General features: G+C 66.4%; 13 protein-coding genes. 11 read left to right on the forward strand and 2 right to left on the reverse strand.

Annotated elements, in window-relative coordinates; genetic code table 11:
• Positions 1-10 precede the first annotated feature (10 nt).
• Positions 11-1,246, reverse strand: a complete 1,236-nt coding sequence (locus ACFVTE_RS11275) for a heparan-alpha-glucosaminide N-acetyltransferase domain-containing protein (protein ID WP_387100353.1) — start codon at positions 1,244-1,246, stop codon at positions 11-13.
• 209 nt (positions 1,247-1,455) lie between these two features.
• Here ACFVTE_RS11275 and ACFVTE_RS11280 point away from each other — a divergent pair, with 209 nt between their 5' ends.
• From ACFVTE_RS11280 to ACFVTE_RS11310, 7 genes are all read left to right on the forward strand, one after another.
• Complete coding sequence (locus tag ACFVTE_RS11280) at positions 1,456-1,725, forward strand: hypothetical protein (protein ID WP_387100538.1); 270 nt, start codon at positions 1,456-1,458, stop codon at positions 1,723-1,725.
• Between the two features lie 79 nt (positions 1,726-1,804).
• The gene (gene dapA, locus ACFVTE_RS11285) at positions 1,805-2,713 is read left to right on the forward strand and encodes a 4-hydroxy-tetrahydrodipicolinate synthase (RefSeq protein ID WP_387100355.1); all 909 of its coding nucleotides are present in this window, start codon (positions 1,805-1,807) and stop codon (positions 2,711-2,713) included.
• 42 nt (positions 2,714-2,755) lie between these two features.
• Positions 2,756-4,447 carry a ribonuclease J gene (locus ACFVTE_RS11290; RefSeq protein WP_387100357.1) on the forward strand — a complete coding sequence of 564 codons (1,692 nt, stop codon included), beginning with the start codon at positions 2,756-2,758 and terminating at the stop codon, positions 4,445-4,447.
• An 84-nt stretch (positions 4,448-4,531) separates the two neighbouring features.
• The gene (locus ACFVTE_RS11295; protein WP_387100359.1) at positions 4,532-7,417 is read left to right on the forward strand and encodes a DNA translocase FtsK; all 2,886 of its coding nucleotides are present in this window, start codon (positions 4,532-4,534) and stop codon (positions 7,415-7,417) included.
• 9 nt (positions 7,418-7,426) lie between these two features.
• Entirely contained in the window at positions 7,427-8,086 is a 660-nt protein-coding gene (gene pgsA, locus ACFVTE_RS11300; RefSeq protein WP_387100362.1) for a CDP-diacylglycerol--glycerol-3-phosphate 3-phosphatidyltransferase, read from the forward strand.
• The gene (locus ACFVTE_RS11305) at positions 8,083-8,568 is read left to right on the forward strand and encodes a CinA family protein (RefSeq protein WP_387100365.1); all 486 of its coding nucleotides are present in this window, start codon (positions 8,083-8,085) and stop codon (positions 8,566-8,568) included. Before pgsA ends, ACFVTE_RS11305 begins: the two co-directional genes overlap by 4 nt.
• 192 nt (positions 8,569-8,760) lie before the next feature.
• Positions 8,761-9,213 (forward strand): helix-turn-helix domain-containing protein, encoded by a 453-nt coding sequence (locus ACFVTE_RS11310; RefSeq protein ID WP_003798764.1) that lies wholly within the window; start codon positions 8,761-8,763, stop codon positions 9,211-9,213.
• A gap of 120 nt (positions 9,214-9,333) precedes the next feature.
• Here ACFVTE_RS11310 and ACFVTE_RS11315 read toward each other — a convergent pair whose 3' ends face one another.
• Entirely contained in the window at positions 9,334-9,843 is a 510-nt protein-coding gene (locus ACFVTE_RS11315) for a MarR family winged helix-turn-helix transcriptional regulator (protein WP_387100368.1), read from the reverse strand.
• 42 nt (positions 9,844-9,885) lie between these two features.
• Here ACFVTE_RS11315 and ACFVTE_RS11320 point away from each other — a divergent pair, with 42 nt between their 5' ends.
• The 4 genes from ACFVTE_RS11320 (at position 9,886) to miaB (ending at position 13,573) form a co-directional block, all read left to right on the forward strand.
• Positions 9,886-10,125, forward strand: coding sequence for a DUF3046 domain-containing protein (locus ACFVTE_RS11320; protein ID WP_354261775.1), 240 nt, complete (start codon positions 9,886-9,888; stop codon positions 10,123-10,125).
• 206 nt (positions 10,126-10,331) lie between these two features.
• On the forward strand, positions 10,332-11,384 hold the full coding sequence (gene recA, locus ACFVTE_RS11325) for a recombinase RecA (protein ID WP_076798124.1): 1,053 nt from the start codon (positions 10,332-10,334) through the stop codon (positions 11,382-11,384).
• Positions 11,385-11,502: 118 nt separating this feature from the next.
• Positions 11,503-11,991 carry a regulatory protein RecX gene (locus ACFVTE_RS11330; RefSeq protein WP_387100540.1) on the forward strand — a complete coding sequence of 163 codons (489 nt, stop codon included), beginning with the start codon at positions 11,503-11,505 and terminating at the stop codon, positions 11,989-11,991.
• Between the two features lie 19 nt (positions 11,992-12,010).
• On the forward strand, positions 12,011-13,573 hold the full coding sequence (gene miaB / locus ACFVTE_RS11335; RefSeq protein ID WP_387100372.1) for a tRNA (N6-isopentenyl adenosine(37)-C2)-methylthiotransferase MiaB: 1,563 nt from the start codon (positions 12,011-12,013) through the stop codon (positions 13,571-13,573).
• Positions 13,574-13,576 lie beyond the last annotated feature (3 nt).

A 13,576-nucleotide genomic window follows, 5' to 3' on the forward strand; every position in this document is an offset into this window, starting at 1 on the left:
GTCAGCGAATCTAGCGGGCCCGCGCCTTCTGGCGCCGGCCCACCTGGTTGGCGGCGTGCCCCAGCCATTCCAGCGGACCCCGCCATTTCAGGATGACGAAGAGCATCCCGATCACCACGGCCAGCGCCGCGTGGGCGAAGTACATTCCGTCCTCGGTCCACCCGACGGGCAGTGGCTTGAGATGGAACGATGCGACAACGCAGACGTGGACGGTGTACAACGTAAGCGTCATGGCCCCAGGTCCGCGCAGCGGAAGCAGCAGGTCCAGAGCCAGCCACTGCCCCAGCCTGCCCACAAGAAGGCAAAGGCCGACGACGGCGGCCGCCACGCCGCTGGTATGCAGCAGGTCCAGCGCGGTTCCGGAATGGGGCGCGCTGCTGGCCAGCCACCACCATGACCCCTCCTGCCGGACGCCGGCCAGATTGACCTGCAGGAGGCTGTCCAGCGGATAGTTGGGGTCCGTAAGGATGTCCTGCAGGGCGGCGCGGCCGCCCCACTGCTCCATGGCCGCCGTGCCCAGGACCTTGGAGAAGGCCGCTACCGCAGTGCCGCCGAGCAGCAGCAACACGGGAACAAATGCCGTGGTCAGCGCGAGCCTGCCGATGATGAGCCCCACCAGGAGATACGAAATCCACTGGAACACCGGGTAGTACCCCGTCAGGAACAGGTCGCCCAGCAGCTGTCCCGGGGTGGTGAAGTCTTCCCATCCTGGATTGTGGTTGAGCTGCAGCGGTGGATCTGCGGCCATGAGCCACGGCCGCAGCAGGAACGCAATGACCGGGGAGAGCAGGATCCAGCCGGTTGCCCAGGCGCACAGGGCCTTTAGCCGCAGGCCTACGAACGGCAGGATGCACAGGAACAGCACGGCGTAATGCACCAGTATCACCGCGACGTTGACGTCAAGTCCGCCGAGCGCGAGCCCGACGACGGCAATCACCAGGGCGCGCATTGCGATGCCGCGCCGTGCTGCCGCCAGCGCGGGTCCGTCAAGGGGCTGTTGCTTGCCGGTGGACAGGGCGAGGCCGATTCCCGCGAGCACGGCAAACAGGGCAGCGGCGCGGCCGGAGAACGTCAGGCCCACCCAGGTGGGAGTCAGCGCGGCATTGGGTTCGAAGGTCGGGAGCAGGTGGGTGGCCATCATGCCAAGGAGGGCCAGGCCGCGGGCGGCGTCAATACCGGCCAGTCGGACGCCAGTAGCCGGCCCCTTCGCTGTTTTGGAAGATGCAGCCGTGCTCCGCGAGGTCATGGTGTGATCGTCTCACATCAGCAATGGCGCACTGATTTTCGTGAACCTCTGTCTCCGGGGTCCTGGCCGGCCAGACCTTGTGTTCGAATATATGTTCGAATAGTATTGCCGGCATGGAGAAGTCATCGGGGCGTTCGGCAGGTAACCGGCTGGAAGGGCGGATGCGATCGCCCAGGGCTGATCCGCCAAAGGGTGATCCGCTGAAGGCGATGAGTCCCGGCGTGGTGGACTTCCTTTTCCGGCAGCTCGTGGCGGGGGAGCCTGCCGAGGACGTCCAGTGGGTCCGGGAAGGCGTTGCACTCTCCGACCAGGTTCCGGGGCCGGAGCTTGCCCGCCGGCTGTGCGAAACGGACGTTGACGCACTGACGCCCACCGAGCTGTTCCACTACGTCCGCGCCGCGCAGCGCCTCACCCTATGGGCTGAGTCGCTGCGGGAGGCCGCCGTGGAGCGATACTGCTCGGGAGCAGACCCGGCCTAGGAGCAGTGCGCCGGAATTTGACGATCATCACGCGGCGGCCATTGTCCTAACCTGCACGTGACAGGGTAACGTTTTTCCCATGGCTGACACTTCCGCGAACATTCCTGCCCTGGGCACCCTCCTGACCGCAATGGTCACCCCGTTCACCACGGACGGCAAGGTTGATTACCAGCAGGCCGCGGAACTGGCCACCAAGCTCGTTGACGAGGGCTGCGACGGTCTCGTCGTCACGGGAACCACCGGCGAGACGTCCACCCTCACCGACGAGGAAAACCTCGGTATGTTCCGCGCCGTGATGGAAGCCGTTGGCGGGCGTGCCGCAGTCATCGCCGGCACCGGAACCAACGACACCGCCCACTCCGTGCACCTGTCCCAGGAAGCCGCAAAGCTGGGCGTCGACGGCCTGCTGATCGTCACGCCCTACTACAACAAGCCCAGCCAGGCCGGCGTCCGGGCGCACTTCGAGACGGTCGCCTCTGCCACGGACCTGCCCGTCATGCTCTACGACATCCCCGGACGGTCCTCCATCGAGATCGCCCCGGACACCATGATCCGGCTGGCCCAGCATCCGAACATCGTGGCCGTCAAGGACGCCAAGGCCGACTTCGCAGCGGCCACCCGCGTTCTGGCCGAGACCGACCTTGCCTTCTACTCCGGCGATGACGGCCTGACCCTGCAGTGGATGGCCCTGGGCGCCGTCGGCCTCGTGGGTGTCACCACGCACGTCGCCACCCGCCGCTTCCGGGAGCTCATCGACGCGATCAACGCGAACGACCTCGGCACGGCCCGCAAGATCAACTTCGAGCTTGAGCCCGTAGTGCGCGCAACCATGACCCGTGTGCAGGGTGCCGTTGCAGCCAAGCAAATTCTTAAATGGCAGGGAGTCCTGCCCAACTCGATTGTCCGCTTGCCCCTCGTGGAGCCGGACGAAGCCGAGATCGAAACCATCCGCGAGGACTTGGCGGAAGGAGGGCTGGTCTTTTCCTGACGGACTGAGACCGGCACTCTTCCGGCTGGAAAGAAGTGCATTATGACCCAAGTAGCCCTCCCCGGCCTCGTTACGCCTCCCCGCCTTCCCCAGGGCACCCTGCGGATTGTCCCGCTGGGCGGGCTGGGCGAAATCGGCCGGAACATGGCTGTGTTCGAAATCGACGGCAAGCTGCTGGTTGTCGACTGCGGTGTCCTCTTCCCCGAGGAAACCCAGCCCGGCGTTGACCTGATCCTGCCCGATTTCTCCTACATCGAGGACCGGATCGACGACATCGTCGCCGTGGTCCTCACGCACGGCCACGAGGACCACATCGGAGCCGTTCCGTACCTGCTGCGGCTCCGCAACGACATCCCGCTCGTTGGCTCCCAGCTGACCCTGGCGCTGATTGAGGCCAAGCTGCAGGAACACCGGATCAGGCCCTACACCCTGTCCGTCACCGAGGGCCAGGTGGAGCAGTTCGGCCCGTTCCAGTGCGAGTTCGTGGCGGTCAACCACTCCATCCCGGATGCGCTGGCCGTCTTCATCCGCACAGCCGGCGGCACGGTGCTGCACACCGGCGACTTCAAGATGGACCAGCTGCCCCTCGACGGCCGCATCACCGATCTCCGGCACTTCGCCAAGCTGGGTGAAGAAGGCGTGGACCTGTTCATGTCCGACTCCACCAACGCCGACGTCCCGGGATTCACCACCGCGGAAAAGGAGATCGGCCCCACCCTGGACCGGCTCTTCGCCCAGGCCACCAAGCGCATCATCGTGGCGTCGTTCTCCTCGCACGTCCACCGCGTGCAGCAGGTCCTGGACGCAGCGGTCAAGCACGGCCGCAACGTTGCCTTCGTGGGACGTTCCATGGTGCGGAACATGGCTATCGCCGCCAAGCTCGGCTACCTGCACGTGCCGGACGGCATCCTGGTGGACCTGAAGAACATCGACACGCTGCCCGACAACCGGGTGGTGCTGATGTCCACCGGTTCGCAGGGTGAACCCATGGCCGCACTGTCACGCATGGCCAACGGCGACCACCGCGTAGTGGTGGGACAGGGCGACACCGTCATCCTGGCCTCGAGCCTCATTCCCGGCAACGAGAACGCCGTCTTCCGCATCATCAACGGCCTGCTGAAGCTCGGCGCCGACGTGATCCACAAGGGCAACGCCAAGGTCCATGTGTCCGGCCATGCCGCGGCAGGGGAACTGCTTTACTGCTACAACATCCTCGAGCCGCTCAACGCGATGCCCGTGCACGGCGAGACGCGCCACCTGATAGCCAACGGCAAGATCGCCGAGGAGTCGGGCGTTCCGGCCGCCAGCATCCTGCTGGCGGACAACGGCACGGTGATCGACCTGCGGGACCACCAGGCCGACATCGTGGGGCAGATCGAGGTCGGCTTCGTGTACGTGGACGGCTCCAGTGTCGGCGAAATCACCGACGCGGACCTCAAGGACCGCCGCGTCCTGGGCGACGAAGGCTTCATCTCCATCATCACGGTCATCAACCGGGCCACCGGCAAGGTTGTCTCCGGACCCGAGATCCACGCCCGCGGCGTGGCCGAGGACGATTCGGTCTTTGACGACATCATTCCCAAGATCAACGCCGCGCTGGAGGAGGCCGTGCTCAGCAACGCCGACCACACCAACCACCAGCTGCAGCAGATCGTCCGGCGCGTCGTCGGCACGTGGGTCAACCGCAAGCTCCGGCGGCGCCCCATGATCATCCCGGTGGTCCTGGAGGCTTAACTGACGGTGCCCGGGGGCTGAACACAGTCCCCGGGACCCCGGAAATCCGCGGTTTCCCGGCCGCAGTGGAGTACCGTGGCAGATATGGCCACTCGTACTTCCCCCGCGCCAAAACGTACCTCCAGCAGTAAAACGGGCGCATCCGCAGGCCGCAGCGGCTCCTCCGCAGCCAAATCCGGCCGGGCCGGATCGTCGGGCGGCAGCGCCCGCACGCGCCAGCTTCCCGCCGTCGAACACCGGCAGCCCTGGCTGCTGCGGGTGGCCGGCGGGGCATGGCTGGGCATCGGCCACCTGGTCGGCGGGGGAGTGCGCCGCATCGGCCATGACGTCAGCGACCTCGCCCCCGAAGACCGCCGTGACGGGGCCGCCCTGTTCAACCTGGCCCTGGCGGTCTTCATCGCCACCTTCGCCTGGTGGGGTTTCCGCGGCTGGTTCCCGGACGCCGTCTACGCCGTGGTCAACGGCACGTTCGGCTGGATGTCGCTCGTCCTGCCGCTCATGCTCTTCGTGTGCGCCTGCCGGCTGTTCCGGCAGCCCGTGGACGGCCGCGGAAACAACCGGGTGGGAATCGGCTTCCTGATCATGACGTTCGCCGGCTGCGGAATCGCGCATATCGTGGGCGGCCAGCCGACCGTCAGCGAGGGCTTCGACGGGCTGCGGCAGGCCGGCGGGATGCTGGGGTTCCTGGCTGCCTCCCCGCTGGCCGCCATCCACCCCGCCGTCCCGGTGGTCCTGTACGGGCTGCTGGCCTTCGTGTCCGTACTCATCGTCACAGCCACGCCGTTCGGAGCCATTCCGCGCCGGCTCCGCGGCGCCTATGAACACCTGATGGGCACCGACCTTGAAAAGAACGACGGCGACGCCCACGACCGCAGCTATCTCTACGAAAACACTCCTCCCGCCCCGAAGAAGAAGCGCAAGCGGCTCTTTGGCAAGGACGAGGAAGCCGATCCCCGGCTGGAGGGCTACGTCGGGGACGAAGCCTTTGAGCACGCGGTAGTCGACGACGACGACCCGTCACCGGACACCGGCAAGGAAGCCCCCGCCGTGGCCCCCGGAGTCCGGCGCCCCACCCAGGCGGAGATCGCCGTCGAGAAGATCAAGGCAGCCCAGGGGCTCGGTGCCAAGGGCGCCGACGCCGAGAACGCCACGGAGGCCATTCCGCTCGTGGTCCCCGGCATGGCTGGTTCGGCGGCACCCGGTGCAACTCCCGGCGCTGCCGCGCAGGTGCCTTCCAAGCCTGTGGCGCCAGCGCCGCTGCCCACCCCCATTCCGCAGCGCACGGAGCAGCTGTCCCTCGCGGGCGACGTCACGTACACACTGCCCTCGTCCGATGTGCTGACGCCCGGATCCGTTCCCAAGGAACGCACCGAAGCGAACGACGCCGTCGTGGCCGCCCTGACGGACACGCTCCAGCAGTTCAACGTGGATGCCTCCGTGACCGGCTTCAGCCGTGGGCCCACCGTGACCCGCTATGAGATCGAACTGGCGCCCGGCACCAAGGTGGAGCGTGTCACCGCGCTGTCCAAGAACATCTCGTACGCCGTCGCCTCGAGCGACGTCCGCATCCTCAGCCCGATTCCTGGCAAGTCCGCCATCGGCATCGAAATCCCCAACACGGACCGTGAAACCGTGTCGCTGGGCGACGTCCTGCGCAGCCAGAACGCCCGCCGCACGGACCACCCCATGGTGATGGGCGTCGGCAAGGACGTCGAGGGCGGCTACGTCGTGGCCAACCTGGCGAAAATGCCCCACCTGCTGGTGGCCGGTGCCACCGGTGCCGGTAAGTCCTCATTCGTGAACTCCATGATCACGTCCCTGCTGATGCGGGCCACCCCCGACGAGGTCCGCATGGTCATGGTGGACCCCAAGCGCGTGGAACTTACCGCCTACGAGGGCGTGCCGCACCTCATCACGCCCATCATCACCAATCCCAAGAAGGCGGCCGAGGCGCTGCAGTGGGTGGTCCGCGAAATGGACGCCCGCTATGACGACCTCGCCAACTACGGCTTCAAGCACGTCGACGACTTCAACAAGGCAGTGCGCGCCGGCAAGGTCCAGCCGCCCGTCGACTCCAAGCGCGTCATCCGTCCCTACCCTTACCTCCTGGTGATCGTCGATGAGCTCGCCGACCTGATGATGGTGGCGCCGCGCGACGTCGAAGACTCGATTGTCCGCATCACGCAGTTGGCCCGTGCCGCCGGCATCCACCTGGTGCTCGCCACGCAGCGGCCGTCCGTGGACGTGGTGACCGGCCTGATCAAGGCCAACGTGCCGTCCCGCATGGCCTTCGCCACATCCTCCGTGACCGACTCCCGCGTGGTCCTCGACCAGCCAGGTGCGGAGAAGCTGATCGGGCAGGGTGACGCGCTGTTCCTCCCGATGGGTGCCTCCAAGGCGATGCGCGTGCAGGGCGCCTGGGTCACTGAATCCGAGATCCACAAGGTGGTCGAACACGTCAAGAGCCAGTTGCAGGCCGTCTACCGTGACGACGTCGCCCCCGAAGCGGAGAAGAAGCAGATCGACGACGACATCGGCGACGATCTCGAAGTGCTGCTGCAGGCCACGGAGCTGGTGGTCACCACCCAGTTCGGTTCGACGTCCATGCTGCAGCGCAAGCTCCGGGTCGGGTTCGCCAAGGCCGGCCGCCTCATGGACCTGCTCGAATCACGCGGCGTGGTTGGCCCGTCCGAAGGCTCCAAGGCCCGCGATGTGCTGGTCAAGCCTGACGACCTCGCCGCCGTGCTGGCCGCAATGAAGGGACAGGAGGCTCCGGCCACGCCTGATTCCCAGACCGCCGCGCTCAGCGACAACGCCAACGCGAACATCGCCCAGGGCGGCTACGCAGAGGACCTCGTTGCCGCCGACCTGGACAACCGCACCCAAAGCGTCGATTATTACGACGGCGCCGACGGTTCCGGTGACGACGAGGACGGCTCCGAGGACGCCTGGTCCCTCACAGGCCGGTAGCCTAGAAAGGTGACTAGCACCGAAGCGGCCGCGGCCGGCTCCAACAGCTCCGGGATCTGGAATCTCCCCAACATCCTCACGATGCTCCGCATCGTGCTGGTGCCGTTCTTCGTGTGGTTCCTCATCGCCGACGCCCCGGGCCTGCACAGCCAGTACGGCGGATGGCGCTGGGCAGCCGTGGCGGCGTTCGCCGTCGCGATTTACACCGACAAGCTCGACGGCGACATCGCCCGCAGCAGGGGACTGGTCACCGACTTCGGCAAGATTGCCGATCCGATCGCGGACAAACTGCTGACCGGCTCGGCGCTGGTCATGCTGTGCGTCCTGAACGAGCTGCCCTGGTGGATCACGATCGTGATACTGGCCCGGGAATGGGGGATCACGGCGCTGCGGTTCTTCGTGATCCGCTACGGCGTCATTCCGGCGTCACGCGGCGGCAAGCTCAAGACGGTCGTCCAGACTGTCGCGATCTTCCTCTACCTCCTTCCGCTGGCAGCCATCGCACCGTGGCTGACCTGGGTGGCCTTGGCGGTGATGCTGGCAGCCGTGCTGATCACGGTCTGGACCGGCGTAGAATACGTCATTCAGGCGCTGAAAGTCAGGTCGGAGGGGCTGCGCCGGCGCGCTGCCGGCGCCGACCAGGCAGAAAACGGGGAGGGCCAGCCGTGACGAATCTGCACAGGGTCGCCGGGGAGGCCGTCGCTGCTGCCGTGAGGCGTGGCGTCACAGTCGCCACCGCGGAGTCGCTCACGGCCGGAATGGTCGCCGCCGTTTTGGCCGACACCCCCGGGGCATCTGCAATGCTGCAGGGCGGCATAGTCTCCTACAACAACACCGTGAAGCGTGACGTCCTGGGTGTTCCGCAGGACCTGCTGGACGCCGTCGGATCGGTGGACGAAGCGGTGGCTGCGGCCATGGCGGAAGGTGCCCGGCGGGTCTGCGGCGCGGACCTCGCCGTCTCCACCACGGGCGTGGCCGGGCCCGATGCGCATGACGGCAAGGCGGTGGGCACGGTGTTCGTAGGCGTCGCCACCGCAGATGGTGTGCAGACCTTTCCGTATAACTTCCAAGGCACCCGGGCAGAGATCCGCGGGCTGGCATGTGGCGCTGCATTGGAGCGTCTCCAGGGGGCCCTGGCCGCGTTAAGCTGAGTTTCCGGCTTCGCTGGTTTGGCCCCCTGACTGCGCTAAGCTACCCGGAGTAAAGGTTGCCGGGAACAAAAAGCGAGTCCGAATAGTTGTCACATTGTGTCGCCTCTCCCTGAGGGAGGCGCCTAGGATGAAGAGAACATATGCGGTTTACGTCACAGTGAACCGGAACCATGAGGGAGCAAGGCGATACAGATGGTAAAGCAGCCCGTGTCCGTAAACGGCGTTGTCCGCTGGAAGGACGTGGGCCTCGCCGATCAGGCCAAGAGCGAACAGAAGGAGCGCAAGATGGTTGTACTTCGTCACGAAATCGGTGATGTACTGCGCGATGTCCGCCAGCGTCAAGGGCGTACCCTCCGCGAAGTCTCGCACAGCGCCCGGGTCTCCCTGGGCTACCTGAGTGAAGTGGAACGCGGCCAGAAGGAAGCTTCTTCGGAACTCCTGTCCTCGATCTGTTCGGCGCTGGATGTACCGCTTTCGAGCATGCTCCGCGAGGTCAGCGACCGCGTGGCTGTTGCCGAGGGCGTTGCCGTACCGGACACCGTCCCGCAGGAATTTTCCCAGCGTTACGGTCGGGACCTTGAGCGCGACCTGAGCAGCGAGCTAAACAACGAGCTCGCCACGGAAATGCTTTCCGGCGCCCGGTAACAGAATCCGGTAACCCGGACCAGATAACTACAGCGAAGGCCTCCGGCATTGTGCCGGAGGCCTTCGTCGTGCCCTGGAATTTCCGCAGGAAGCCCCGTGTTCTGTTGGGCCGGGTCTCTGTTAGGGGGCGCCGTCGCGGGGGAAACCGTCGCGCTCGTAGGTCGCGTTGAGCTTGGCCATGTACGCAGCCAGCGCCTCGAGGTCCTCCACTGGCCACTCGCCCAGGCGCTCCCGGAACACCTGACGCCGGGCATCCTGCACCTGGTGCATCTTCTCTTCGCCCTCGGCGGTGAGCCGGATCGTTTGCGCCCGGCCGTCCAGCGGGTCCGCTTCCTTGAGCACAAGGCCGATGCTCTCCAGGAACGCGATTTGCCTGCTCACGGAGGGTTTGCCGACGCCGATGCAGGATGCGAGCTCTGTGAGCCGGATGGGACCGTTCTTGCGGATTACTGTCAGCAGGCCGTAGGCGGCGGGCTCCATGTCCGGATGGACCTCGCGCGACAGTTGCTGGGAAACGGACCGGGCCCGTCGCCAGAAGATGCTGATCTGATGCTCCACGTTAGTCAGTGCCGTATCAAGCGTGTCCTCGAAGGGGGCAGTGGCTCCGGGGGCTTCAGCGGGGTTGCTCATGGCAACCATTCTAGAGTCAGCGCCCATGAGAGACTGTATCGGGTGAGGATTAGTGATTTCTGGCGGCTGATGGACGACGAATTCGGGGCCGGCTACTCGCGGGTGCTGGGCAGTTCCCTCGTTCTTGCCGGAGTTGGCGGCCGGACGGCGAACCAGGCCCTCGCCGCCGGCGTCAGTCCCCGCGACATCTGGCTCGCGGTGTGCGACGTGCAGGACGTCCCCGAGGAGCGCCGCCTCGGCCGCGATATCAAGCCGCGGCAGAACGGACCGGACCTGGTCTAGGGGCTGCTGCCCGGCTGGGAAGCTGCTGACACGCCGACCAATTGTTCGAATATCTGTTCGGGTGCGACTATGCTTTTTGCCAGCGGGTTATCCACATACGTACGCCTGCCCGGTAAGAATGTCAGCGGGTGGCACTAGCGTCGGTGATGACAGACAAAGGGCCGCAGAGGCCCCTCCAAAGCGAGAAAGCATTAGAGGTGTGAACCATGGCGGCAGCCCCGGATCGTGAAAAGGCGCTTGAAGCAGCGCTCGCGCAGATTGACAAGCAGTTCGGCAAGGGATCGATCATGCGGCTGGGCGACGAAACACGCGCACCCATCGAGGTCATCCCCACGGGCTCCATCGCGCTGGACGTCGCGCTGGGAATCGGAGGACTCCCGCGCGGCCGCGTCATCGAAATCTACGGCCCGGAATCGTCGGGTAAGACCACCGTGGCCCTGCACGCAGTGGCCAACGCCCAGCGCAACGGCGGCATCGCCGCGTTCATCGACGCCGAGCACGCCCTCGACCCCGAGTACGCCGCCAAGCTCGGCGTGGACACGGACGCCCTGCTGGTCTCCCAGCCGGACACCGGTGAGCAGGCGCTGGAGATCATGGACATGCTGGTGGGCTCCGGCTCGCTGGACATCGTGGTCATCGACTCCGTGGCGGCCCTGGTGCCGCGCGCGGAAATCGAAGGCGACATGGGCGACAGCCACGTCGGCCTGCAGGCCCGCCTCATGAGCCAGGCCCTGCGAAAGATCACGGGCCGGCTGAGCCAGACCAAGACCACCGCCATCTTCATCAACCAGCTGCGCGAAAAGATCGGCGTGTTCTTCGGCTCACCGGAGACCACCACCGGTGGTAAGGCGCTGAAGTTCTACGCGTCCGTGCGCATCGACGTCCGCCGCATCCAGACGCTGAAGGAAGGTGCCGATTCCGTCGGTAACCGCACCAAGGCCAAGATCGTCAAGAACAAGATGGCCCCGCCCTTCAAAGTCGCCGAATTCGACATCATCTACGGCCAGGGCATCTCCCGCGAGGGCGGCATCATCGACATGGGCGTGGAGCACGGCATCATCAAGAAGTCCGGTTCCTGGTTCACGTACGACGGCGACCAGCTCGGCCAAGGCATGGAGAACTCGCGCCGCTTCCTGCGCGACAACCCGGAACTCGCCGCTGAACTGGAACGGCTCATCAAGGAAAAGCTCGGCGTGGGAACCAAGCCCGCCGCCGACGCTGAAGCCTCACCGAAGCTGAAGGCCGTTGACGGCTTCTAGCAACCACCGGTCCTCTTCGGCCTTCGCCAGGGCCGGAGGGGACCGCACCGCTGGACCCGCCCCGTCCATAGGACGCGCCCCGGAACCCGAGGAGGACCGGGACGCGGACCCGGCGACGGTGGCGCGCGCCATCGTACTGCGCCAGCTGACCGCATCACCCAAGAGCCGGCTGCAGCTGGAACGCAAGCTGGCCGAACGCAACGTGCCGGAGGACGTCGCCGCGGCCGTGCTGGACCGCTTCGAAGAGGTCCGGCTTGTTGACGACGCCGAATTCGCGGACATGTGGGTGCGGAGCCGGTCGCAGTCGCGGAAACTGGCCAAGGGAGCCCTCCGCCGCGAACTCGCGGATAAGGGCATTGATGCTGACACGGCGGCCTCGGCACTGGAGCAGCTCAGTGACGAGGACGAGGAAGCCGCCGCTCGCCATCTGGTGGAACGCAAGCTGCGGCCGGGGACGGACCTGTCGGACCGGGTGGAGCGGGACAAGACCACGCGGCGGCTCGCGTCCATGCTCGCCCGCAAGGGGTACCAGCCCTCGCAGGCCTTCCGGATCGTGGCCGAGGTGCTGGACGCTGCAGAAGCTGGCGGGCGCAGCCAGTACCTGTAGCAGCCGGTACCCTTAACGGGTGAGTCTGACCTTTCCTTCCCCCGCAACCGGCACCGAAAACGAACCCACTGGCGACGCCGCCGTGCACCGCACCTACCAGGTGCGCACCTTCGGCTGCCAGATGAACGTTCACGACTCCGAGCGCATGACGGGGATGCTGGAGGCCGCCGGATACGTGCCGGCGGACGGTGCCCAGGCCGACGTCGTGGTCTTCAACACCTGCGCGGTGCGGGAAAACGCCGACAACAAGCTGTACGGCAACCTCGGCCAGCTGGCGCCGATCAAGGCAGCCAACCCGGGAATGCAGATCGCCGTGGGCGGCTGCCTCGCCCAGAAGGACCGCGAAACCATCCTGAAGAAGGCGCCCTGGGTCGATGCCGTCTTCGGCACGCACAACGTCGGCGCCCTGCCCGCCCTCCTTGACCGGGCGCGCCACAACAACGAGGCGCAACTGGAGATCCTCGAATCGCTGGACGTCTTCCCGTCCACCCTGCCCACCAAGCGCGACTCCGTCTATTCGGGCTGGGTGTCCATTTCGGTCGGCTGCAACAACACCTGCACCTTCTGCATCGTCCCCGCCCTGCGCGGCAAGGAAAAGGACCGCCGGCCCGGGGAGATCCTCGCCGAGGTCCAGGCGCTGGTGGATGACGGCGCCATCGAGGTGACGCTCCTCGGCCAGAACGTGAACTCGTACGGCGTGGAGTTCGGCGACCGCCAGGCCTTCTCCAAGCTGCTGCGCGCCTGCGGCGAGATCCCGGGCCTGGAACGGGTTCGTTTCACGAGCCCCCACCCGGCCGCGTTCACCGATGACGTCATCGACGCCATGGCCGAGACGCCCAATGTCATGCCGCAGCTGCACATGCCGCTCCAGTCGGGGTCGGACAAGGTGCTGCGGGACATGAAGCGTTCCTACCGGTCGGCGAAGTTCCTTGGCATCCTGGACAAGGTCCGCGCCAAGATGCCGCACGCCGCGATCTCCACGGACATCATCGTCGGCTTCCCGGGGGAGACGGAGGAGGACTTCCAGGCGACCCTGGACGTCGTCGAAAAGTCACGCTTCGCCACCGCCTTCACCTTCCAGTACTCCAAGCGGCCCGGCACGCCGGCAGCCGACCTGCCGGACCAGCTGCCCAAGGCTGTTGTGCAGGAACGCTTTGAGCGGCTCACCGCGCTCCAGGACCGCATCGCGGCCGAGGAGAACGCCAAGCAGCTCGGACGCCGCGTCGAGGTCATGGTCACCGCCCAGTCCGGCCGCAAGTCGGAGGAAACGCACCGGCTTTCTGGCCGGTCACAGGACCAGCGACTGGTTCACTTCACCGTTCCCGAGGGAGCTCCTGCGCCGAGGCCCGGTGACCTGGTGACGGTAACCATTACGGAGGCGGCCGCCTTCCACCTGATCGCCGATCCGGCCACCGCAGCCCATTACTCCCTGCGCCGGTCCCGCGCCGGCGACGCCTGGGACAGGGCGCAGGCCGACTCATGCGGCGCGCCAAAACAGGTTGTGGGGACCCCCGGTGCAGCGGGGGCGGGCAGGACCGGCGTGTCTCTCGGCATGCCCTCGCTCCCGGTGCGGAGCCGCTGACCC

The sequence above is a fragment of the Arthrobacter sp. NPDC058097 genome (assembly GCF_042884885.1).
Classification (GTDB): domain Bacteria; phylum Actinomycetota; class Actinomycetes; order Actinomycetales; family Micrococcaceae; genus Arthrobacter.

Coding starts and splice junctions, on each gene's coding strand:
- ACFVTE_RS11295 (WP_387100359.1), top strand. CDS start 4,532: ATGGCCACTCGTACTTCCCCCGCGCCAAAACGTACCTCCAGCAGTAAA.
- ACFVTE_RS11275 (WP_387100353.1), bottom strand. CDS start 1,246: ATGACCTCGCGGAGCACGGCTGCATCTTCCAAAACAGCGAAGGGGCCG.
- dapA (WP_387100355.1), top strand. CDS start 1,805: ATGGCTGACACTTCCGCGAACATTCCTGCCCTGGGCACCCTCCTGACC.
- recA (WP_076798124.1), top strand. CDS start 10,332: ATGGCGGCAGCCCCGGATCGTGAAAAGGCGCTTGAAGCAGCGCTCGCG.
- ACFVTE_RS11310 (WP_003798764.1), top strand. CDS start 8,761: ATGGTAAAGCAGCCCGTGTCCGTAAACGGCGTTGTCCGCTGGAAGGAC.
- ACFVTE_RS11290 (WP_387100357.1), top strand. CDS start 2,756: ATGACCCAAGTAGCCCTCCCCGGCCTCGTTACGCCTCCCCGCCTTCCC.
- ACFVTE_RS11280 (WP_387100538.1), top strand. CDS start 1,456: ATGAGTCCCGGCGTGGTGGACTTCCTTTTCCGGCAGCTCGTGGCGGGG.
- ACFVTE_RS11315 (WP_387100368.1), bottom strand. CDS start 9,843: ATGAGCAACCCCGCTGAAGCCCCCGGAGCCACTGCCCCCTTCGAGGAC.